Origin of the sequence: Paraburkholderia aromaticivorans, from assembly GCF_012689525.1 — a bacterium.
Lineage (GTDB): Bacteria > Pseudomonadota > Gammaproteobacteria > Burkholderiales > Burkholderiaceae > Paraburkholderia > Paraburkholderia aromaticivorans_A.
This window is the reverse complement of record NZ_CP051515.1, coordinates 883,155-904,653: the sequence shown is the minus strand read 5'-3', so window position 1 is coordinate 904,653 and position 21,499 is coordinate 883,155. Positions and strand designations below refer to the sequence as shown.

The following is a 21,499-nucleotide window of genomic DNA, read 5'->3' as shown; positions in this document are numbered from 1 at the left end:
TTGATTCGCATGCATCGTCTGAAGGGGAATTATGCACCTGACGACCGGCATGCGACGGACGACGGCACTTAGGTTATACCCGCTGCCGGTGAATGCATCGTTACGCCCCGCCCGGCTGTTTAAAGCACGGCCCTCGGAACCGCATGCTCCTGCGCGAGCCATGCGCGGACCTGTTCGCTGGTCCACGCCGGGTCGTCGTGCGGCAGGTCGTGGCCGGCCCACGGATGTTCGCCATGCAAGGCGCCCCAGGCCGCCGCGAGCTTCGCCGAACACACTGGGTCGACCAGTTTGTCGGCGCGCGAGGAAAGAATCAGCAACGGGCATTCCGGTCGCGCCGCGCCCGCAGTGAAACGAGCCGCTGCCCAGAGTTGCCGTAACGCATTGCCACGGCTCACGGGCGCGCTGCGGCGAATCCGGCTCCAGGCGTCGAGATCGTCGCCCAGCATCTCCACGTTATTGCAGGTCAGCCGATGAATGCCGTGTTCCGCGCGCGGCGCGTCGCGCCAGTGCGCGGCCACTTCCAGCAGGCCCGGCCATGCGGAAGGACGCAACCGCTCCTGCATCTGGCTGAACGGCCGCATGCTCGTGTTGATCAGCACCAGCCGTTCGATCTCGTAGGGATGCCGTTGCGCCCAGTCCGTCGCCACCATGCCGCCGAGCGACATCGCCAGCACGCAATAGGGACCCGGCATGCCGCTTTGCAGAGCAGCATTTCGCACGAAGCCGACCATGTCGGCGACCGTCGACGGCGCGCGCAAGTGCGCGAATTCGCCGTTGCCCGGCAGATCGAGCAGCAGCAGACGTCCCGCTGCGCCCGCTCGATACGGCGATTCATTGACCGCTCCCTGCAGCAACCCAGGCAAGCGGCCCCAGTGGCGGATTTCACGCGTCAGCCCGCGTAGCAGAATCCACGTGCTCATACGCTTTCCGGTTTGTACCAATGGTCGATCGCGCTTTGCAGCAATTGCTCGCGACGATTGCCTTGCGGCAGCCAACGCTGCGACGAAAAGGCCGCGCGCGCCAGAAAGTCGAGCAGGTTCGCGTGACGCCGCAGCACACGCGCCGTGCGATGTGCCTTCACCGGATTGAACATGCCCTGACGCGAAAACAATTGGCGCGGATTCTTCTTGATCCACAGCCAGGAACCGAGTTCGAGGGTCATCGGCAGAAAGACGTTGGGCGCGGGCGCGCGGTCGTATGCGAAGTCCCACAGATCGCCGTGCAACAGGTATTGATGGCTCTGCGGTTCGAATGCGTAGCCATGATGGGGATGCGCGCGTTCGAACATGGTTTTCAGCACGTACATTTCCGGCAGATGCGGCATCACTTTGCGGGTGCGTGCGTACGGAAACCAGATACTGTCGCTCCAGCCGTAGCCCGAGTGGCAATCGAGCGCGATGCTCAACGGTCGCGCGGCCAGTTCCGTTTCGACCACCCGCAGGAGCGCGGAGGCCTCGGGTTCCATTGGCGCACCCTCGCGGCCGCGATACCACGGCAGCCACGCGCCCACGCGCTGGCCGCCCGCGAGCAGCGGGACGCGTTCGTCGGCGTTCTGCGGCGCGTTGCGCATCAGGTCGACGCCGTTGGGGTTGGCGCGCGTGGCCGCCCACATACCGCCCGGATTGACGATCGGCATAAAGATCAGACGAATCGACTGCAATTGGCGCACCAGCAGTTCGTCCCATTCGAGCCGCGCAAGCAGCGCGCGCATGTAGTCGAGCACCAGTTGCGAGCCGATCCGCTCGAGCCCGTGAATGCCGCCGAAAAAGCCGATTGCCGGCGCTTGCGGGTCGGTGGAACCGATGCTCGCGGTTTGGACGGCGAATTGCCGGCCGCGCACCGTCGTCTCGCAGACCGTGCGGATCGCGAAGCTCGCGCTGCCCTGCTCGAGGATCGTCCTGAGATCTTCGTACTCCGCAAAACTGTCGGGAAGGAAGCTCAGAGGCTGCATGACGATGTCGCAAGCAATTGCAAGGTTAATGGGGACGGCACACCGATTGACGCAATATAGCCTGGCCGGCGGCGATCATGCTGAAGCGGCGCGGGCCGATGCAAATCCTGTCACATGCATGTCATTTTTCATGCGAGCAGATGACTCCAATTTGCCTTGCTGGCGACGCAAAAAAGACATGAATAGATATAGTCGTCTAGACGTTGCGATGCCTTCACTCAACCGTCACAGACGCTTCCTAGAATGAGCCCCACACATGCCGGCAGAGGCCGGATGCATCAAGGGGTACTCATGGAAGCAATTCGGGAAGCAATCCGTATCGAACGGTTGAGCAAGACGTTCAGCAACGGCCGCAAGGCGCTGGACGAAGTCGATCTGCGCGTCGAACCGGGCGAAATGGTTGCGTTGATCGGCGCCTCAGGCTCGGGCAAGTCGACGCTGCTGCGCCATATCGCGGGCTTCACGGCTTCGGATGCGCAGCCGTCGCAGATCGCGATACTGGGCCGGCCGATTCAGCAGAATGGCCGCATCGTGCGCGAAGTGCGCAGCATTCGCCGTGATATCGGCTTCGTGTTCCAGCAATTCAATCTGGTGAACCGCCTCTCCGTCGAAAGCAATGTGCTGATCGGCGCGCTTGCGCGGTTACCGTTGTGGCGTCGACTCAGCGGCCGTTTTCCGCGTGCCGAGCGGGCGTTGTCGATGGCTGCGTTGAACGAAGTCGGCATCGGCGAACATGCGCGCGAACGCGCCGCCAATCTCTCCGGCGGCCAGCAGCAGCGTGCGGCGCTGGCCCGCGCGCTGGTGCAGCGCGCGCGCATCGTGCTCGCCGATGAACCGATCGCCTCGCTCGACCCCGAGTCGTCGCGCCGCGTGATGGAGATGCTGCGCACGCTGAACGTCGAGCATCAACTCACGGTGCTGGTGTCGCTGCATCAGGTCGACATCGCCATGCAGTACTGCCCGCGCACGATTGCGCTGCGCCGCGGCAAGGTGGTCTACGACGGCCCGTCCGCCGCGCTCACGCCTGCCTTGCTCAAAAAACTCTACGGCGACGATGCCCGCGAACTACTCGATGAAGCCGCCCAAGGCGCGGACGATATCGAGGCTCAAAACGCCGCCGGCAGCACACCGCCTCAGGACACCGCGCCCGCCTCCACGCGCTACGCATTCGCACTCAATCCGGCGCACTCGAACTGAGCGCGCCCATTCATTCTGTCAACTCAACCGGATCTCAAACAATGAAATTCCTGCGTTCATTGATTACGCTGGCCGTCGGCGCGGCGACCTTTGCTGCTGTCGCCACCGCGCAAGCCGAGGACCTCAACCTCGGCATCATTTCGACCGATTCGTCCTCCGTGCTGAAACAGCGCTGGGAACCGCTGATTCAGGACATGAACAAGCAAACCGGTCTGAACATCAAGGCGTTCTTCGCGACGGACTACGCCGGCATTATCGAAGGCATGCGTTTCAACAAGGTCCAGGTGGCGTATCTCGGCAATGCGTCGGCGATCGAAGCAGTGGATCGTTCGCAAGGCGAGGTGTTCGCCAAGACCGTGTACGCGAATGGCGACGCCGGGTATAAGTCGGTGTTGATCACCAACGTGAACAGCCGCTTCAAGACGCTCGACGATGTATTCAAGAACACGAAGGACGTCACGCTCGGCTTCGGCGATCCGAACTCCACGTCGGGTACGCTGATCCCGGGCTACTACCTGTTCGCCCAACACAACACGCCGGTCAATACTTCGTTCAAGACCGTGCTGCCGTCGAGCCATGAAGCGAATCTGCTGGCGGTGGTGAACAACAAGATCGATATCGCGACCAACAACACGGAAATGCTCGATTCCTTGAAGAAGCAGCATCCGGACAAGTTCGCGCAAGTGCGCGTGCTGTGGACCTCGCCGCTGATTCCGTCGGACCCGATCGTGTGGCGCAAGGATCTGCCGCAAGCCACCAAGGACAAGCTGCGCAACTTCTTCGTCAACTATGCGAAGACCGATGCACACGAAAAGGCCGTGATGGCGGGCATTTTCGGTTATGGCGGCTTCGCGGCATCGTCGGATGCGCAGTTGCTGCCGATCCGCCAGGTCGCCTTGTTCCAGCAGAAACAGAAGATCGAGAGCGACGCGCATCTCTCCGATGACGATCGCAAGACCCAGTTGGCCGCACTCGACGCGAAGTTGAGCGCACTGAACAGCGCGCAATCGAAGCAATGAACACGGTCGATCTGATCACGTCGCCGGCGCGTGCGAGCGAAGCGCTCGACGCCCAGGCGGCGCGTCATCCCGCGCCGGCTGCCGGCAAGCGTAGCTGGCTGTCGCTGCTCGGTTGGATCGCGGTGCTTGCGGTGTTGGGCGGCGCATGGCACGGCGCCGACATGCGCCCGCTGGATCTGCTCAGCGACTCCGGCAACATGGGCCAGTTCGCCAAGGACTTCTTCCCGCCGGACTTCCACGAATGGCGCAGCTATCTGCACGAGATGGTTGTGACGCTCTCGGTGGCGGTGTGGGGCACCGCTCTTTCGCTCGTGTGCGCGGTGCCGTGCGGACTGATGTCCGCTCACAACATGGCGCCGATGTGGATCGTGCAACCCATGCGCCGCATGATGGACGCGTGCCGCGCGATCAATGAAATGGTCTTCGCGATGCTGTTCATCGTCGCGGTCGGCCTCGGTCCTTTTGCCGGCGTGCTCGCGCTGTGGGTGCACACCACCGGCGTGCTCGCCAAACTGTTCGCCGAAGCGGTCGAGGCCATCGATCCGCGTCCCGCCGAAGGCGTGCGCGCCACCGGCGCGACCAGTCTCGACGAGATCATTTACGGCGTGCTGCCGCAAGTATTGCCGTTGTGGATCTCGTACGCGCTGTATCGCTTCGAATCGAACGTGCGCTCGGCGATGGTGGTGGGCATGGTCGGCGCGGGCGGCATCGGCGTGGTGTTGTACGAGGCGATCCGCTCGTTCAACTATGCGCAAACCGCCGCGGTGATGATCATGGTGATCGTGGTCGTGACGGTGATCGATCTTGTTTCCACGTGGCTGCGCGAGCGCGTGACCTGAAGTTGGCGGCCTGACTGCGTTCGCACGGCGGCGGGAAGTTTGGCGAAGCGCGGCTTCGTCAGCTTTCCGCCGCGCGCCGTTGCGCTAACGGTCCAACCCGCATTGGCCGGGGTTGCCTGTCTTTGCAGCGTCTTTTTGACGCCACAAATCGCCTCAATTTTCCACATAAAACCCCTTCAATCGGGTCGTCCACTCCTCTATTCCGGCGTTCTGCTGGAATAATCACGGGCTTATGGCCCGCACGCGAGCCTTTGCTTCTCCTCTCCCTGGTCTTCGATGGAAACCTTAGTCGTTTTGCTGGTGCTGCTCTCCGCGATGCTTCACGCTACGTGGAATGCGTTTCTGCATCTTTCCGAAGATCGCGTCTGGCTGCTCGGCATGATGGCGATGCCGTATATCGCCGTCAGCGCGGTCGGCGTGATCGTGTTGCCCCTGCCGGCGCCGGCGGCGTGGCCGTACATCTTTGCATCGGTGGTGCTGGAATTCGGCTATCTGCTGGCGCTGATCCGCGCCTACAAAAGCGGCGACTTCGGGCAGATCTATCCGATTGCGCGCGGCCTTTCGCCGATGCTCGTATTCGTCGGCGCACTGGTCTTCGCCCATGAAGCGCTCAAGCCGCTGGCGGCGATCGGTGTGGCGCTGGTGTCGCTCGGCATCGTCTCGCTGGCGTTTCGACGCGGCATGCGCTTTTCGGGTGAGAGTGTGCCGTTCGCGCTCCTTACCGGCATCTTTATCGCGACCTATTCGGTGGTCGACGGTATCGGCGCGCGCCTGGCGGGCAATGGCCTGAGCTACATCATGTGGGTCTATCTGATCTGGAACATTCCGCAGTTTCTGCTCGCCTGGCATTGGCGCGGCGGCGCCAAGGGACTGTTTATCGGGCGCGCGGTGGTGCTCAAGGGCATCGCGGCGGGCGTGCTCGCGTTGAGCGCGTACTGCCTGATCATCGAGGCGTACCGCTATCTGCCGATTGCAATGGTTTCGGCGCTGCGCGAGATGAGCTCGATCTTCGCGGTGGTGATCGGCTGGCTGTTCATGCGGGAGAAGCTGACCACGCGGCGGATCGTTGCGTGCGCCTTGGTGACGCTGGGGGCGGTGTTGATACGGGTTTGACGGCCGACGGCCGCTCACCTGCCCCTTCGCTCCGTTTCGTTTATTGCGATTTCGTTTATTTCGATTTAGAATGACGCAACCGAAGGAGCCGAGTCGCGCTATGAACACCACCATCCATCCCACCCCGCTTCCGTCACAACAGGAGGCCGAGCTTGCCCGCACCTCCAGCCGGAATCTGTCGGTGGTGCTGTCCAGCCGCGCCGAGACACAGCAGTTCGACTTCAAGGACGACAGAGGTCAAACGCGCACCGTCGAATTGCCGACTTCCGTCGTGCGTCTGATGGTCGATGTTCTGACGGAGATCGGCCAAGGGAACGCCGTTTCCATCATTCCGATTCATGCCGAACTAACTACGCAAGAAGCCGCCGATCTGTTGAATGTGTCGCGGCCCTACTTCGTGCAGTTGCTTGAGAAGAAGGAGATTCCGTTCCGCAAGGTGAACACTCACCGGCGCGTACGGTACGAAGACGTAATGGCCTACAAGAATCGGATTGACGCACAGCGGCGTAAGGCGCTGGACGAACTGGCGGCTTTATCACAGGACATGGGTCTGGAATAGCCGATGTCGTCACACTTCACCGCTGTCTACGACGCTTGCGTTCTGTACTCCCAACCATTGCGTAACCTGTTGATGCGTCTGGCGCTTACTGACCTTTACCGGGCGCGTTGGACCTGCGCTATCCATGATGAATGGGTACGAAACCTGATCGCAAACCGGCCAGACCTGGATCGCGCCAAAATCTATCGCGTCCGAGAACTCATGGACACCCATGTTCGCGATGCGTTGGTCGAAAACTTCGAGCATTTGATACCGGCCATCGAGTTGCCGGATCCCACTGATGCGCACGTCGTCGCCGCCGCGGTCCACTGCGGGGCCGAACTTATTGTTACGTTCAATCTGAGAGACTTTCCTGCCGCCGCCTTGGGCACGTTCAACGTAACCGCGCAACATCCGGACGACTTCATCGCCGATCTGTTCGACCTCAACCAGGCGAAGGTGCTCGAAGCAATGGCCGAGCACAGGAAATCATTGAAGAACCCGCCGAAGTCCGTCGACGAGTACCTCGACACCCTAGCCAGGCTCGGTCTCACGCAAACTGTTTCGGCTGTTCGGCCCTATAGCATCGCTATCTGAACAAAACGCGCTCCCCCTCACGCAAACTCCGGCAACGTCGCATCGATCGCATCGGCGAGCGTGTTGAAAGCCGGCGCGATCTCCTCATCCGGCACGCACGCGTAGCCGATCAGCAAACCCGACGGCGCCAGCGACGGTTGCGCGTAATACCCCGACAACGGCCGCACGACGATATTGCGCTCCAGCGCGGCAGCCGCCACCCGCCGGTCATCGCTGCCATCGGGCAACTGCATCACGAGATGCAAACCGGCGTCGCCGCCCACCGCCGGCAAGGCGTCGCCGTAACGCTGCGCGGCGGCGTCGAGCAGCGTCTGGCGGCGCTGTCCGTACAGCGTGCGCATCTTTCGGATATGCGACGTGAAATGCCCTTCGGCGATGAACTCCGCAAGCATCGCCTGCTGCAGCAACTGCCCCTCTCGATACAACTCGGCGCTCGCCGTGGCAAAACTCTCCGCCAGCGCTTCCGGCACCACGAGGTAGCCGATGCGCAACCCTGGAAACAGCGTCTTGCCGAAGCTGCCCACGTAAATCACCTGCCCCGACGTATCCAGACCCTGCAGCGACGCCAGCGGCCGGCTGCCATAGCGGTATTCGCTGTCGTAGTCGTCTTCGATGATCCAGCACTGGTTCTGCCGCGCGTATTCGAGCAACATGCGCCGCCGCGCGAGACTCATCACCATGCCGAGCGGATATTGGTGCGAAGGCGTGACAAGTATCAGCTTCGGCGGCTGCGCGAGGTCGTCGGCAAGCGGATTGATGCCTTCCTCGTCGACGGCGATCGGCCGCGATTCCAGGCCGGACACGTGCAGCACGCTGCGCACGCCCCAATAACACGGGTCTTCGGTCCAGATCACGTCGCCCGGATCGGACAGCAGGCGCACGGCAAGATCGACCGACTGGTGAATCCCGGTCGTGATGATGATCTGCTCTGGCGTGCAGCGCACCGAGCGCGAAGTACGCAGATAGTCGGCCAGCGCATGCCGCAGCGAAGCCAGGCCGCCGCCCGGCGCATACGTCAGCAGGTCCGGGCGCAGCCGCCGCCAATATTTGTTGTGCAGGCGGCTCCAGACCCGCGCCGGAAACTTCGTGACGTCCGGCACGCCAGGCATGAACGCGCCCCACTGCCGCTTGGACACGCCCGCGCCCGCGATCAGCCGCGCGCCGCGCGTGGAAAGCGCGCGCCGCGCCTGCAACGGCGGCGGCTCGGGACGCGCGGCGGGCGCCTCGGCATCCGGCACGCCGACGATCTCGTCCGGCGCGCTATCGGCGACGAACGTGCCGCGCCCGGTCGCCGAACTGACATAACCTTCGAGTACGAGTTGCTCATACACCTGCGTGACGGTGTTGCGCCCGATGCCCAACTCCTGCGCCAGCAAACGCGACGACGGCACCTTGCTGCCCGGCGGCAATTCGCGCGACAGGATCGCTTGCTGCAACAGCCGATGCAACTGACGATAGATCGGCTGACCGTTGCCCCGGTCGAGGCGCTGGGCCAGCCAGTCGGACAAAACGCTCGCGCGCATGATTGGCTCCTACATTTTTATTGAAATGGCTCTGAAGTTAAGAGCCAAATCTCATTATAGTCGCTGCATGTGCTGCGCTGTGGGCGCGGCGTCCGCAAAAACCGAGGAGCGAAGGAGATGACTATGAAGAACGCAGAACTGAAGAGCCGTAAAGACGCCGCCACGCCGCGCGGCGTCGGGGTGATGTGCGATTTCTACGCCGAGCGCGCTGAAAACGCGGAACTGTGGGACGTCGAGGGCCGCCGTTTCATCGACTTCGCGGCCGGTATCGCCGTATGCAACACGGGCCACCGTCATCCGAAGATCCTCGCCGCGATCCGCGACCAGCTCGATCATTTCACCCACACGGCGTATCAGATCGTGCCGTACGCGTCGTATGTCGAACTGGCTGAGAAGCTCAACGAGCGTGCGCCGGGCGACCATCCGAAAAAGACCGCGTTGTTCACGACCGGCGCCGAGGCCGTCGAAAACGCGATCAAGATCGCCCGCGCCGCGACGGGCCGTCCGGGCGTGATCGCCTTCACCGGCGGTTTCCACGGCCGCACGCTGATGGGCATGGCGCTGACCGGCAAGGTCGCACCGTACAAGATCGGCTTTGGACCGTTCCCGTCGGACGTGTTCCATGCGCCGTTCCCGAATCCGCTGCACGGCGTGACCACGGCCGACTCGCTGAAGGCCATCGAATTCCTCTTCAAGGCCGACATCGATCCGAAGCGCGTGGCCGCGATCATCTTTGAACCGGTTCAGGGCGAAGGCGGCTTCTATCCGGCGCCGGCCGAATTCGTGCGCGCCTTGCGCAAACTGTGCAACGAGCACGGCATTCTGCTGATCGCAGACGAAGTCCAAACGGGCTTCGCGCGTACCGGCAAGCTGTTCGCCATGCATCACTACGACGTGGTGCCCGATCTGATGACGGTCGCCAAGAGTCTCGCCGGCGGCATGCCGCTGTCGGGCGTGATCGGCCGTGCCGATGTGATGGACGCCGCGGCGCCTGGCGGCCTCGGCGGCACGTATGCGGGCAATCCGTTGGCGGTTGCCGCCGCGCATGCGGTGCTCGATATCATCGACGAAGAGAAGCTCTGCGAGCGCGCTACGGTGCTGGGTGACCGCGTCAAGGCCAAGCTGATCGCGCTGCAAAGCGACGTGCCGCAAATCGCCGACGTGCGCGGCCCCGGCGGCATGGTCGCCGTGGAGTTCTGCAAGGCAGGCGGCACGGAACCGGACGCGGAATTCACCAAGCGCGTGCAGACGCGTGCGCTCGAACGCGGCTTGCTGCTGCTCGTGTGCGGCGTCTATTCGAACGTGGTGCGCTTCCTGTTCCCGCTCACGATTCAGGACGCGGTCTTCGACGAAGCCATGGCGATCCTCGAAGACGTGATCAAGGACAGCGTCACCGTCGCGGCTTAAGGAAACCCACATGACCACGTTGAGCTTGAAAGACCCGTCGCTGCTGAAGAGCCAGGCCTACATCGCGGGCGAATGGCAAGGCGCCGACGACGGCACGACCTTCGAAGTGAAAAATCCCGCCACCGGCGAGACGATCGCGACGGTGCCACGCATGGGCACGGCGGAAACCCGCCGCGCCATCGACACGGCCAACGCCGCCTGGCCGACATGGCGCGCCACGACCGCGAAGCAGCGCGCCGTGATCCTGCGTAAGTGGCATGACCTGATGATGGAAAACGCCGACGATCTGGCGAAGATCCTCACCACGGAACAGGGCAAGCCGCTCGCCGAAGCCAAGGGCGAGATCCAGTACGCCGCGTCGTTCCTCGAATGGTTCGCGGAAGAAGGCAAGCGCGTGAACGGCGACACGATCCCGACGCCGGCCAACGACAAACGCATCGTCGTGACGAAAGAGCCGATCGGCGTTTGCGCGGCCATCACGCCATGGAACTTCCCGGCCGCGATGATCACCCGCAAGGTCGGTCCGGCGCTCGCGGCGGGCTGCCCGATCATCGTCAAACCGGCTGAAGCCACGCCGCTCTCCGCGCTCGCGCTGGCTGTGCTGGCCGAACGCGCAGGCGTGCCGCGCGGCGTGTTCAACGTCGTGACCGGCGAGCCGAAAGCCATCGGCGCGGAAATGACGGGCAATCCGATCGTGCGCAAGCTGTCGTTCACCGGCTCGACGCCGGTTGGCCGTTTGCTGATGGCGCAGTGCGCGCCCACGGTGAAGAAGGTGTCGCTCGAACTCGGCGGCAATGCGCCGTTCATCGTATTCGACGACGCGGATCTGGACGCCGCGGTGGCCGGCGCGATTGCATCGAAGTATCGCAATAGCGGCCAGACCTGCGTGTGCACGAACCGTTTCTATGTGCACGACAAGGTCTACGATGCGTTCGCCGAGAAACTGCGCGTCGCCGTCGAACAACTCAAGGTTGGCCGCGGCACCGAGGACGGCGTCACGCAAGGTCCGCTGATCAACGAAGCAGCCGTGCTCAAGGTCGAGTCGCATATCGAAGACGCGCTCGCCAAAGGCGCGCGCGTCGTCACCGGCGGCAAGCGTCATGCGCTCGGCCACGGCTTCTTCGAGCCGACCGTGCTCGCGGATGTCACGCCGGCCATGAAGGTGGCGCGCGACGAAACCTTCGGCCCGCTCGCGCCGCTGTTCCGCTTCTCGTCGGATGAAGAAGTGATCCGTCTTGCCAACGACACCGAGTTCGGTCTCGCGTCGTACTTCTATAGCCGCGATATCGGCCGCGTCTGGCGAGTCGCGGAAGCGCTCGAATACGGCATGGTCGGCATCAACACGGGCCTCATCTCGAACGAAGTCGCGCCGTTCGGTGGCGTCAAGCAATCGGGCTTGGGCCGCGAAGGTTCACATTACGGCATCGACGATTACGTGGTCATCAAGTACATGTGCGTCGGCGGGATCTGACCGCAAAGCTTGAAGTGAGGAACGGCCACGTCGGCATGTCTGACGTGGCCGTTTTTCGTTGGCCCGCTGGAAACAGACGCGTTGTGTGGTGGCAGCGGCCGTTCTTCCGCTGGGAACAAAAGCGGATCCCCATTCTCCCAGGCCTGTCGTTAAACTGCTGGCACAATTGCGGCAGTTGACCGCGGTGCACGCAGCCGAATAACGACCGTTAAATGAAACGCTTCGAAATGCTGGCCAACACCATGGCCGATGAAATTCGCTCGGGCAGCCGTCCAGTCGGCTCCCGCATGCCGTCTTTGCGGCACCTCACCACGCAGCACGGCGTCAGCCAGTCCACCGTGTTTCGCGCCTATTACCTGCTCGAAGAGTGGGGCTTGATTCGAGCACGTGAACGCTCTGGCTACTATGTCGCGCCGGGCGCCGCGCTCGAGCAGCAACCGGCGCCCCGACCGCAAGCCGCTCTGGAGTCCGCCAAGGTCGAGATCAGCGATCTTGTCTTCTCGGTGCTCGAAGCCGCGAAGCATCCCAACGTAGTGCCGTTCGGTTCGGCCTTTCCGTCTCCGCAACTGTTTCCGCTTCAGCGTCTCGCCAGGTCGCTCGCGCATTCGAGCCGTTTGATCAGTCCGTGGAGCACCGTCGTCGATCTTCCGCCGGGCAATGAGCCATTGCGTCGCCAGATATCGTTGCGATACATGGGGATGGGCGTTGCTCAGCCAATGGAGCAACTCGTCGTCACCAATGGCGCGCTGGAAGCATTGAACCTGTGTTTGATGGCCGTGACGCGGCCGGGCGACGTGGTCGCGATCGAGTCGCCCGGCTTCTATGCGGCGCTGCAGGCCATCGAACGCCTCGATCTGCGGGCGGTCGAGATTCCAGTCGATCCTGTTTCAGGCATGGATTTGCAAGCGCTCTCGGAGGCGCTCGACAAGCACCCTGTCCGCGCATGCTGGTTCATGACTAACTATCAGAATCCGACCGGCGCGGCGATGTCGCAGGAGAAGAAGAAAGCGCTGGTCGAACTTCTCGCCCAGCGTGACGTGCCGCTCATCGAAGATGATGTGTACGGCGAATTGCATCATGCGGCGACCTACCCGCTGCCCGCCATCGCCTTCGACACGAAGGGGCTGGTGATGCACTGCAGTTCATTTTCAAAGACGCTCGCGCCCGGATACCGCATTGGATGGGTCGCGGCGGGACGCTTCGCCGAGAAGGTGCAGCGCCTGAAGTTGATGACCACGTTATCGGCCAGCATTCCCGCCCAGGCGGCGATAGCGGATTATCTACAGCATGGCGGGTACGACAAGCACCTGCGGAAACTACGCGGTGCGTTCCGCAATCAGCTCGCCTCGATGGACACCGCGCTGCGCCGCTGCATGCCGGACGATTCGCACTGGACGCTGCCCTCCGGAGGCTATTTTCTGTGGCTCCGGCTGCCATCGCATGTCGACGCCATGCAATTACACCGCCTGGCGATAGAGAACGGCATCAGCATCGCGCCGGGTCCGATCTTCTCCGCGCGGCACGAATTCCGGAACCATATCCGGTTGAACTTCGGTCATCCGTGGAGCGACAGCACGGAAAGCGCTGTCCAAACGTTGGGCTCACTGCTCGAGCAGGCGAGCCGATGAACCACGTTCACCGCGCTCTCCCTACGAAAGCACCGCTACCGTCAATGCGCGACGCTAACCGCAAGCCTGGCGAGCGCAAACAGCGTCGCGCCGAATCCGGCGGCGAGGGCTACCGCGACTAGCGGCAGCAGGGGCAGCTTGACGCCCGCCATGTCGGCCTGATGCGAGGCACCGCGGCGGATGCCGAAAAAACTCCACAGTACGATTCGTGTCATCTTCAAGAGGTTCATGGCATCACCTTCAAGGCGGGGTTGTTATATCTCAGGTGATAGTTTGAGCCGGTCGGGTTCCGCAAAACAGTAGCAGTTGCGATCTATTCCAGCGCAGCAGTCTTGCGCGACCGACCGGCTGCCCGGTCGCCGGTTCGCTCGCCATCTGCTAGCGTGTTTTCAGCGGCATCTGCTGCTTTTCAGCGACCGTCATTGCCTCTATCGTTCGCCAGAAGCCCTCGGATCGGGCGCGGCACGTCATGTGTCGTCCGACGCCACCACGGCTCCTTCCAACGAAACCGACGCGCAGCCAGACTGTGCCATGTAGGGCGATAGCCGCACCGGACCATGTACCAATACACCGAGTTTGACCAATCATTCGTGCGCAGCCGCTCTGCGCAGTTCCGCGACCAGCTCGAACGCTGGCAGTCCGGCAAGCTGAGTGAGGACGACTTTCGTCCGTTGCGTCTTCAGAATGGATGGTATGTGCAACGGCATGCGCCGATGTTGCGCGTGGCGATCCCCTACGGAGAGTTGTCGAGCAGGCAGTTGCGCATGCTCGCCCGGATTGCGCGCGAATACGACGAACCGGAGGCCGAGGTCTACCGCCTTGCCAGCGAAGCACAGCGCAAGCTCGGCACCGTCCGCTTGCCCACGAACTATGCGCATTTCACGACGCGCACCAACGTGCAATTCAACTGGATTCCGCTCTCGAAGGCCGCGGACGTGATGGACTTGCTCGCAAGCGTCGACATGCACGGCATTCAGACGAGCGGCAACTGCATCCGCAACATTTCCTGCGACGAACGCGCGGGCGTCGCGCCCGACGAAATCGCCGACCCGCGTCCGTTCGCCGAAATCATGCGGCAGTGGACAACCCTCCATCCCGAGTTTGCGTTCCTGCCACGCAAGTTCAAGATCGCGATCACCGGTGCGAGCGAAGACCGCGCCGCGACGGACTGGCATGACGTCGGGCTCCATCTGCTACGCAACGAGGCGGGCGAACTGGGATTTCGCGTCACGGTGGGCGGCGGCATGGGCCGCACGCCCGTGATCGGCACCGTGCTGCGTGAGTTTTTGCCGTGGCAACACATCATGAATTACATCGAAGCGGTGGTGCGCGTCTACAACCAGTACGGACGCCGCGACAACAAGTACAAGGCGCGGATCAAGATTCTGGTGAAGGCAGAAGGTCAACGTTACATCGACGGCGTCGAGGAAGAGTTCCGCCAGATCGTCGAGCACGACGGCGGTCCGCATACGATTCCGCTGGCGGAACTCGAACGCGTCAGCGCGTGCTTCGCTCTACCGTGCAAGCCTTCCGTGGATGCGCCGATCGACCTTGAAGCGATCGCAACGTCGAACGCCGCGGCCCTCGAGACGCCGCAATTCGAACGCTGGCTCCAGCGCAATGTCTCGCCGCACAGGAACCAGCGCTTGCGGATTGTCACGCTCTCGTTCAAACGCCTTCTGCAAGCGCCCGGCGATGCCTCGGCGCAACAGCTCGATCGCGTGGCCGACCTGGCCGAGCGATTCTCGGCGGGCGAAGCGCGCGTCACCCACACGCAGAATGTCGTGCTGCCGTGGGTGCATGTCAACGACCTCCTGCCGCTTTGGCAAGCCGCGCGCGAGGCCGGGCTCGCGAGCGCCAACGTGAACCTGCTGACCGACATGATCGCTTGCCCGGGTGGCGATTTCTGTGCGCTCGCCAATGCCCGTTCCATTCCGGTTGCCGAGGCGATTACCGAGCGCTATCAGGATCTGGACGAACTCAACGACATCGGCGATATCGATCTGCATATCAGCGGCTGCATCAATTCATGCGGACATCACCATAGCGGGCACATCGGCATCCTCGGTGTCGACAAGGATGGCAAGGAGTGGTACCAGGTGACGTTGGGCGGCTCGGACGGTTCGCGCGCCAGTGGTCGCGCGCAAGCGGGCAAGGTCATCGGCCCGTCTTTTTCCGCCGTTGAAGTGCCCGAGGTCATCGACGCGCTGCTGTCGGCCTATCTCGACATCCGGACGACGGTTGGCGAGAGGCGCGAGTCGTTCGTCGAAACGGTTCGACGGGCAGGCATCGAACCGTTCAGGACGGCTGCAGATCGCGTGCGTACGCTGATGGAGAAAACGGCATGAGCGGCTCGACACGTATCAGGCTGCTCACTTTACCCGAGCATGCATCGGACGCATCCGGGCAGGTGGTCTCTCTGGCAAACGACGCAGACCCGGCCGAGCAAAAAGAGGTGATCGCGACTGCTGCGCGCGTCGAATTGCACTTTCCCAATTTCACCGACGGGCGGGCTTACAGTCAGGCGTATCTCCTGCGCCGCCGCCTCGGCTTCAAAGGCGATCTGCGGGCAACGGGCGACGTGCTCGTCGACCAGTTGATTCAGATGGAGCGAACCGGGTTTTCAAGTGCGGTACTGAAAGACGGTATCGCTCCACAGGACGCACAACGGCAACTCGACCGCTTCCCTGCGTTTTATCAGGGCGATGTTATTCACGATGCGCCGTTTGTGCGATCAGATGTCGGGAATGAGGATGAATGACGGCGCGAGAGCCATGCAGGTGGTGTCTACAACCCTTCCAATATCTGCGGACTACTGCGTAAAGCAAGTTATGCCGCGACATAGCGGATCGTCGCCAGATGCATTTTCGGGAGCTTGCCCGTCCCGACTCGCTCTCGCACGCCTCGGTCAGAAGTGGACCGTATTGGCGATGATCGCGTTGCGAGAAAAGCATTTGCGCTTTGCCGAGATCAGGCGTCGATTAGACGGCGTCTCCGACAAAATGCTTTCTCAGACACTGAGATCGATGGAAAGGGATGGGCTTGTCGAGCGATGCGTTGATGACCGACATCCGGCGCGTATCGAGTATGGCTTAACCGTACTCGCTCGCACCGCGCTGCCTATCGTCACCGAATTGAAGCAATGGGTCGAACGTTCTATCGACTCCATCGAGGCCAGTAACCACACGTATGACCATAAGATCGGACGGTCCACGTGTCAGGCCGTTTCACAGGCGCTGGAGTTGTCACGACCAGCGTGACAACCAATCCAGCGCGCGGCTACAACTACTACTACAGCTACTACACACTCCGCGATCGATTAACGACCGTAGTTAACAACCGGAGCCGAATACGAGCTGTTCGTCGTGTCCGAATGGCCGCCTGCCTGCGACGAACCATTGGTGGCCGAACCATAACCGCTCGTCTGAGCAGCGCTCTTTTGTGCGGCGACGCGCGCTTCAGCAGCCTGAATGTTGGACGGATAGTCGTCGTCGTTCGCGGTGCCCGGGTTGTAGCCCGCCTTTTCCAGCTGGACCAGCTCGGCGCGCACTTGAGCGCGCGTAACCGGCTGATTCGATTGAGCAAAAGCGGCGAGCGGAGCGGAAATGAGCGCGGCGATAACAACGGCTTCGATCAGGGATTTCATGATGACTACCTCCAGAGATTGTTTTTTGCCATGCTGCGGACCTGTGTCTGCAGCGTATGGAGACAGTCTAGGAGTCAGATTATCCAGGGTAAACCCCAGATCAACGAATTCACTGTTGCGATTAATGAGCTAAGTGGGGCGTGGAAGCCAGGTTTCGCCCCTGCGACGGCGCCAGTTCACCGGCATTTCGGCCGCCTGTTGCCTGCCGGTCACTTCTCGGGCTCGCTCCGAAACGCGCACGATACGTCCGTGAAAAATGCGAGGGCGACTCGAATCCGCATGCCACGCAAATCGACGTAATCGACATGTCGGTCTGTTGCAGCAGCTCGCGCGCACGCGTGAGGCGTAACTGCAGATAGAAATGCGTCGGCGTGTCCTTCAGCGAGGCGCAGAACAGCCGCTCCAGTTGCCGCCGCGTCACGCCGATTTCCTGCGCGAGCTGGTCCGGCGTGAGCGGCTCCTCCATATGCTGTTCCATCACGCCAATCACCTGAATCAGCTTGCGGTTGTGCACGCCGTAGCGCGCCGCGATCTCCATGCGCTGATGGTCCGAACGCTGCCGGATACGGCTCACCACGAATTGCTCCGAGACGGCCGAGGCCAGCGCGGCGCCATGCTCGCGGCCGATCAGGTCGAGCATCATGTCGATCGACGCCGTGCCGCCCGCGCACGTGATGCGCCGCGCGCCAATCTCGAACAGCTCCTGACTTGCGTCCAACGATGGATAGCGTTCGCGGAACGCCGACAGCGCTTCCCAATGCACGGTCACACTGTCCGCGCCGCCGAGCAGCCCGGCTTCCGCGAGTACGAAGCTGCCGGTGTCGATACCACCGAGCGTCGCCCCCGCCCGCTCCAGGCGTTTCAGACGATCGCCCAGTGCGCGCGTGTAGCACGCGAGCGGCTCGAAGCCCGCGACGACGAAGAGCGTCCGCGCCGCGTCGACGTCGCCGATGGCGGCATCCGCATTGATTGAAATGCCGTTGCTGGCGGCGACCGGCGCGCCATCGAGACTCAAAATGCGCCAGCGGTACAGATCGCCACGGAAGCGGTTCGCCACGCGCAACGGTTCCACCGCTGACATGAAACCGATCGCCGAAAAGCCCGGCAGCAGCAGGAACGACATATCTTCGGGCATCGTGCTCAGACTCGATCAGGAGACAAAAAACGCAGGCGCGGGCGGGTTCCCGGCGAGCGTAGCAAGCAGCAGCCGAGCCGGCAAGGCACGCCAAAATTGCCGCATCGACCGATGTTGCGCCGCAGGGCGGGACGACGCAGGTTTTCCCTCATTGTCGCGTGGAAGCAAGAACGGGTCGCTGGCGGTCGCTTTGGCGGGAATATGGGGCATTAACGTTACGTCATTCGTGCAGTCACGCATTACACAAGCCGTATCGCATGTCCGGGGGCCGCTTCGCCTGCTTTTCGTTGGCTCAGGCGCGGCCCGGTTCGAAACACGCTGTCACCCGTGTCAGAAGAGGGAACGTCATGAAGTTACGCATCAAAGCCCTGCTTGCCCATCTTGCGTGCCTGGCGGCCGCCGTCGCCACGGCGCCAGCCTCGGCTCAGGAGCCCGCTGCCTGCCGCGCGGTGCATTTCGCCGATATCGGCTGGACCGATATCACCTCGACCACCGCGCTCGCGTCGACCGTGTTCGAAGGACTCGGCTATCAGCCGGTGACGACCGTCGCTTCCGTACCCATCTCGTTCGCGGGCTTGAAGAGCAAACAGCTCGACGTGTCGCTCGGCTACTGGTGGCCGGTGCAGGAAAAGGCGATCGCGCCGTTCGTCGACTCGAAATCGATCCAGGTGCTGCAGCCGCCTAATTTGACCGGCGCCAAGGCCACGTTCGCGGTGCCGAACTACGAATACGACGCGGGCCTGAAGACATTCGCCGACATCGCCAAACACCGCGATCAGCTCGACGGCAAGATCTACGGCATCGAGCCCGGCAGCAGCGCGAACGCGGCGATCCTCAAGATGATCGCTAACAATCAGTTCGGCCTCGGCGGTTTCAAGCTGATCGAATCGAGTGAAGCGGGCATGCTGGTCTCGGTCGATCGCGCGATCCGCGAGAAGAAATGGGTGGTCTTTCTGGGCTGGGAACCTCATCCGATGAACATCCAGATCGATATGAAATATCTCACCGGCAGCGACGGCGTATTCGGTCCGAACGACGGCGAAGCACGCGTTTATACGCTGACGTCCCCCGACTTTCTGACACGCTGCCCGAACGCGGGGAAGCTCGTGAGCAATCTGCGCTTTTCGACGCAGCTCGAAAACGTGGTCATGCAATCAGTCATGAACAAGGAAAAACCCGCCGATGCCGCCAAGGCGTATCTGAAGAAAAACCCGCAAGTACTCGACGCATGGCTTGCCGGCGTGAAGACCTACGACGGCAAGGACGGCTTGCTCGCGGTCAAAGCCTATCTCGGTCTTTGATTGCAACCGACCGTCGCGCATTTCAATCCACAGGAACCAGCTCGCATGAATCATGAAGTCATCGTGACCTGCGCGGTCACCGGCGCAGGCGATACCGTCGGCAAGCATCCGGCCATTCCCGTCACGCCGAAGCAGATCGCCGAGGCCGCCATCGAAGCCGCGAAGGCCGGCGCCACCGTTGCGCATTGCCACGTGCGCGACCCAAAAACCGGACGCGGCAGCCGCGATCCACAGCTGTATCGCGAGGTCGTCGACCGCATTCGCTCGTCGGGCACGGACGTGATCATCAACCTGACGGCCGGCATGGGCGGCGATCTGGAGATCGGTACGGGCGAAGACCCGATGCGCTTCGGCGCAGGCACCGATCTGGTCGGCGGCCTCACGCGCCTCGCCCATGTCGAGGAATTGCTGCCGGAAATCTGCACACTCGATTGCGGCACGCTCAATTTCGGCGACGGCGACTACATCTATGTATCGACGCCCGCGCAATTGCGGGCCGGCGCGCAGCGCATCCAGGAACTCGGCGTCAAGCCTGAACTGGAGATCTTCGATACCGGCCACTTGTGGTTCGCGAAGCAATTGCTCAAGGAAGGCCTGCTCGACGCGCCGCCACTGTTCCAGATATGCCTTGGCATTCCCTGGGGCGCGCCCGCCGACACCACGACCATGAAAGCGATGGCCGACAACCTGCCGCCCGGCGCGCAATGGGCCGGCTTCGGCATCGGCCGCATGCAGATGCCGATGGTCGCGCAGGCGATGCTGCTCGGCGGCCACGTGCGCGTCGGCCTCGAAGACAACATCTGGCTCGACAGAGGTGTGCCCGCGACGAACGGCACGCTGGTGCAACGCGCGGTCGAAATCATCGAACGGCTCGGCGCACGCGCGCTGACGCCCGCTGAGGGGCGCCGCAAGCTGGGTCTGCCCGCGCGTGGCGAACGTCAATTGGAGCGCCGTGCGGCGGGACAGTACGTTTGATTCACCCCGCTCGATGCAACTCGCTTCGAAACCAGACAATACATAGGCAAAGGAAACATCAGCAATGGCAGTGATCGTCGATATCAAAACATTCGCGGCAATCGGCGTGGGCGTGATCGGCAGCGGCTGGGTGGCGCGCGCGCTCGCGCATGGGCTCGATGTCATCGCGTGGGACCCGGCGCCGGGTGCCGAGAAGCAGTTGCGCGAGAACGTCGCGAACGCATGGCCGGCGCTGCAGCGCGTGGGGCTCGCCGCGGGCGCGTCGCCCGAGCGATTGCGCTTCGTCGAGACGATCGAAGCCTGCGTCGGGCCAGCGGATTTCATTCAGGAAAGCGCGCCTGAGCGAGAGGAATTGAAGCTCTCGCTGCACGAACAGATCAGCCGCGCGGCCAAGCCGGATGCGATCATCGCTTCGTCGACGTCGGGTCTCCTGCCGAGCGATTTTTACGCGCGGGCGTTGAATCCGCAGCGTTGCATCGTCGGGCATCCGTTCAATCCGGTGTATCTGTTGCCGCTCGTCGAAGTGCTGGGCGGCGAACGCACCGCGCCGGAAACCATCGACGCCGCGCTGCAGGTGTATCGTGCGCTTTCGATGCGGCCGCTGCGGGTTCGCAAGGAAGTGCCGGGCTTCATCGCCGACCGCCTGTTGGAAGCGCTGTGGCGCGAGGCGTTGCATCTGGTCAACGAAGGCGTCGCGACCACGGGCGAAATCGACGACGCGATCCGCTTCGGTGCGGGCATCCGCTGGTCGTTCATGGGCACGTTCCTGACGTACACGCTGGCGGGCGGCGAGGCGGGCATGCGCCATTTCATGCAGCAATTCGGACCCGCGCTGGAGTTGCCCTGGACTAAACTGGTAGCGCCTAAGCTGACGGACGAGCTGATCGATCGCGTCGTGGACGGCACGGCCGAACAGGTCGGGCCGCGCTCGATCAAACAGCTCGAACGTTACCGCGACGATTGCATTACGAGCGTGCTGGCGGCGATTGCGGAGGCGAAGGCGCGGCATGGCATGCAGCCTTCTGATTGATGCCGTACGCGCAAAAGGCACGGGGGCCGCGGAAGCGGGAAAGCGCGGATGGACCAAAGAGCGCGGAAGCCACCCGCGTCACGCGTTGGCGTCGCATGGCCCCACGCGCAGCCGCCTTTGATACGAACA

At 62.6% G+C, this 21,499-nt stretch carries 21 protein-coding genes; 15 read left to right on the top strand and 6 right to left on the bottom strand.

The features are described from left to right. Nucleotides 1-119: 119 nt before the first annotated feature. Together HF916_RS15910 and HF916_RS15905 are read right to left on the bottom strand one after the other, a co-directional pair. Nucleotides 120-920, bottom strand: a complete 801-nt coding sequence (locus tag HF916_RS15910; protein ID WP_168789861.1) for an alpha/beta fold hydrolase — start codon at nucleotides 918-920, stop codon at nucleotides 120-122. Beyond that, nucleotides 917-1,951, bottom strand: coding sequence for a M14 family zinc carboxypeptidase (locus tag HF916_RS15905; protein WP_168789860.1), 1,035 nt, complete (start codon nucleotides 1,949-1,951; stop codon nucleotides 917-919). The genes HF916_RS15910 and HF916_RS15905 overlap by 4 nt, the downstream gene beginning before the upstream one ends. A gap of 291 nt (nucleotides 1,952-2,242) precedes the next feature. Between HF916_RS15905 and phnC the strand changes: the two genes are divergently transcribed. From phnC to HF916_RS15875, 6 genes are all read left to right on the top strand, one after another. Further along, a complete protein-coding gene (gene phnC, locus HF916_RS15900; protein WP_168789859.1) occupies nucleotides 2,243-3,148 on the top strand; it encodes a phosphonate ABC transporter ATP-binding protein in 906 nt (301 codons plus the stop codon). 41 nt (nucleotides 3,149-3,189) lie between these two features. Continuing rightward, on the top strand, nucleotides 3,190-4,167 hold the full coding sequence (gene phnD, locus HF916_RS15895; RefSeq protein ID WP_168789858.1) for a phosphonate ABC transporter substrate-binding protein: 978 nt from the start codon (nucleotides 3,190-3,192) through the stop codon (nucleotides 4,165-4,167). Next, nucleotides 4,164-5,006 (top strand): phosphonate ABC transporter, permease protein PhnE, encoded by an 843-nt coding sequence (gene phnE / locus HF916_RS15890; RefSeq protein ID WP_168789857.1) that lies wholly within the window; start codon nucleotides 4,164-4,166, stop codon nucleotides 5,004-5,006. The genes phnD and phnE overlap by 4 nt, the downstream gene beginning before the upstream one ends. A 276-nt stretch (nucleotides 5,007-5,282) precedes the next feature. Then, nucleotides 5,283-6,119 (top strand): DMT family transporter, encoded by an 837-nt coding sequence (locus HF916_RS15885; RefSeq protein WP_168789856.1) that lies wholly within the window; start codon nucleotides 5,283-5,285, stop codon nucleotides 6,117-6,119. A 100-nt stretch (nucleotides 6,120-6,219) separates the two neighbouring features. After that, nucleotides 6,220-6,678, top strand: a complete 459-nt coding sequence (locus HF916_RS15880; protein ID WP_168789855.1) for a helix-turn-helix domain-containing protein — start codon at nucleotides 6,220-6,222, stop codon at nucleotides 6,676-6,678. A 3-nt stretch (nucleotides 6,679-6,681) separates the two neighbouring features. Next, nucleotides 6,682-7,254 (top strand): PIN domain-containing protein, encoded by a 573-nt coding sequence (locus HF916_RS15875; protein ID WP_168789854.1) that lies wholly within the window; start codon nucleotides 6,682-6,684, stop codon nucleotides 7,252-7,254. 17 nt (nucleotides 7,255-7,271) lie between these two features. Here the strand turns inward: HF916_RS15875 and HF916_RS15870 are convergent, their stop codons facing one another. Continuing rightward, complete coding sequence (locus HF916_RS15870) at nucleotides 7,272-8,777, bottom strand: PLP-dependent aminotransferase family protein (protein WP_168789853.1); 1,506 nt, start codon at nucleotides 8,775-8,777, stop codon at nucleotides 7,272-7,274. Nucleotides 8,778-8,900: 123 nt separating this feature from the next. On the opposite strand from HF916_RS15870, the gene HF916_RS15865 reads away from it, so the two are divergent. From HF916_RS15865 to HF916_RS15855, 3 genes are all read left to right on the top strand, one after another. Continuing rightward, nucleotides 8,901-10,184, top strand: a complete 1,284-nt coding sequence (locus HF916_RS15865; RefSeq protein ID WP_168789852.1) for a 4-aminobutyrate--2-oxoglutarate transaminase — start codon at nucleotides 8,901-8,903, stop codon at nucleotides 10,182-10,184. 10 nt (nucleotides 10,185-10,194) lie between these two features. Next, nucleotides 10,195-11,655 carry an NADP-dependent succinate-semialdehyde dehydrogenase gene (gene gabD, locus HF916_RS15860; protein WP_168789851.1) on the top strand — a complete coding sequence of 487 codons (1,461 nt, stop codon included), beginning with the start codon at nucleotides 10,195-10,197 and terminating at the stop codon, nucleotides 11,653-11,655. Between the two features lie 212 nt (nucleotides 11,656-11,867). Continuing rightward, nucleotides 11,868-13,283, top strand: a complete 1,416-nt coding sequence (locus HF916_RS15855) for a PLP-dependent aminotransferase family protein (protein WP_168789850.1) — start codon at nucleotides 11,868-11,870, stop codon at nucleotides 13,281-13,283. 41 nt (nucleotides 13,284-13,324) lie between these two features. Here HF916_RS15855 and HF916_RS15850 read toward each other — a convergent pair whose 3' ends face one another. Continuing rightward, nucleotides 13,325-13,513 (bottom strand): DUF2970 domain-containing protein, encoded by a 189-nt coding sequence (locus HF916_RS15850; protein WP_168789849.1) that lies wholly within the window; start codon nucleotides 13,511-13,513, stop codon nucleotides 13,325-13,327. A 327-nt stretch (nucleotides 13,514-13,840) separates the two neighbouring features. Between HF916_RS15850 and HF916_RS15845 the strand changes: the two genes are divergently transcribed. From HF916_RS15845 to HF916_RS15835, 3 genes are all read left to right on the top strand, one after another. Beyond that, nucleotides 13,841-15,631 (top strand): nitrite/sulfite reductase, encoded by a 1,791-nt coding sequence (locus HF916_RS15845; protein WP_168789848.1) that lies wholly within the window; start codon nucleotides 13,841-13,843, stop codon nucleotides 15,629-15,631. Next, complete coding sequence (locus HF916_RS15840; protein ID WP_168789847.1) at nucleotides 15,628-16,044, top strand: DUF934 domain-containing protein; 417 nt, start codon at nucleotides 15,628-15,630, stop codon at nucleotides 16,042-16,044. Before HF916_RS15845 ends, HF916_RS15840 begins: the two co-directional genes overlap by 4 nt. Before the next feature lie 169 nt (nucleotides 16,045-16,213). Then, on the top strand, nucleotides 16,214-16,543 hold the full coding sequence (locus HF916_RS15835) for a winged helix-turn-helix transcriptional regulator (RefSeq protein WP_240975651.1): 330 nt from the start codon (nucleotides 16,214-16,216) through the stop codon (nucleotides 16,541-16,543). 59 nt (nucleotides 16,544-16,602) lie between these two features. Here HF916_RS15835 and HF916_RS15830 read toward each other — a convergent pair whose 3' ends face one another. Both HF916_RS15830 and HF916_RS15825 read right to left on the bottom strand, forming a co-directional pair. Continuing rightward, nucleotides 16,603-16,929 (bottom strand): DUF4148 domain-containing protein, encoded by a 327-nt coding sequence (locus tag HF916_RS15830; protein ID WP_168789846.1) that lies wholly within the window; start codon nucleotides 16,927-16,929, stop codon nucleotides 16,603-16,605. 121 nt (nucleotides 16,930-17,050) lie between these two features. Next, complete coding sequence (locus HF916_RS15825; protein ID WP_168789845.1) at nucleotides 17,051-18,064, bottom strand: GlxA family transcriptional regulator; 1,014 nt, start codon at nucleotides 18,062-18,064, stop codon at nucleotides 17,051-17,053. Between the two features lie 347 nt (nucleotides 18,065-18,411). Here HF916_RS15825 and HF916_RS15820 point away from each other — a divergent pair, with 347 nt between their 5' ends. The 3 genes from HF916_RS15820 (at nucleotide 18,412) to HF916_RS15810 (ending at nucleotide 21,370) form a co-directional block, all read left to right on the top strand. Continuing rightward, nucleotides 18,412-19,365, top strand: coding sequence for a choline ABC transporter substrate-binding protein (locus HF916_RS15820; protein ID WP_168789844.1), 954 nt, complete (start codon nucleotides 18,412-18,414; stop codon nucleotides 19,363-19,365). A gap of 45 nt (nucleotides 19,366-19,410) precedes the next feature. Next, nucleotides 19,411-20,340 carry a 3-keto-5-aminohexanoate cleavage protein gene (locus HF916_RS15815; RefSeq protein WP_168789843.1) on the top strand — a complete coding sequence of 310 codons (930 nt, stop codon included), beginning with the start codon at nucleotides 19,411-19,413 and terminating at the stop codon, nucleotides 20,338-20,340. A 64-nt stretch (nucleotides 20,341-20,404) separates the two neighbouring features. Continuing rightward, nucleotides 20,405-21,370 (top strand): L-carnitine dehydrogenase, encoded by a 966-nt coding sequence (locus HF916_RS15810; RefSeq protein ID WP_168789842.1) that lies wholly within the window; start codon nucleotides 20,405-20,407, stop codon nucleotides 21,368-21,370. Nucleotides 21,371-21,499 lie beyond the last annotated feature (129 nt).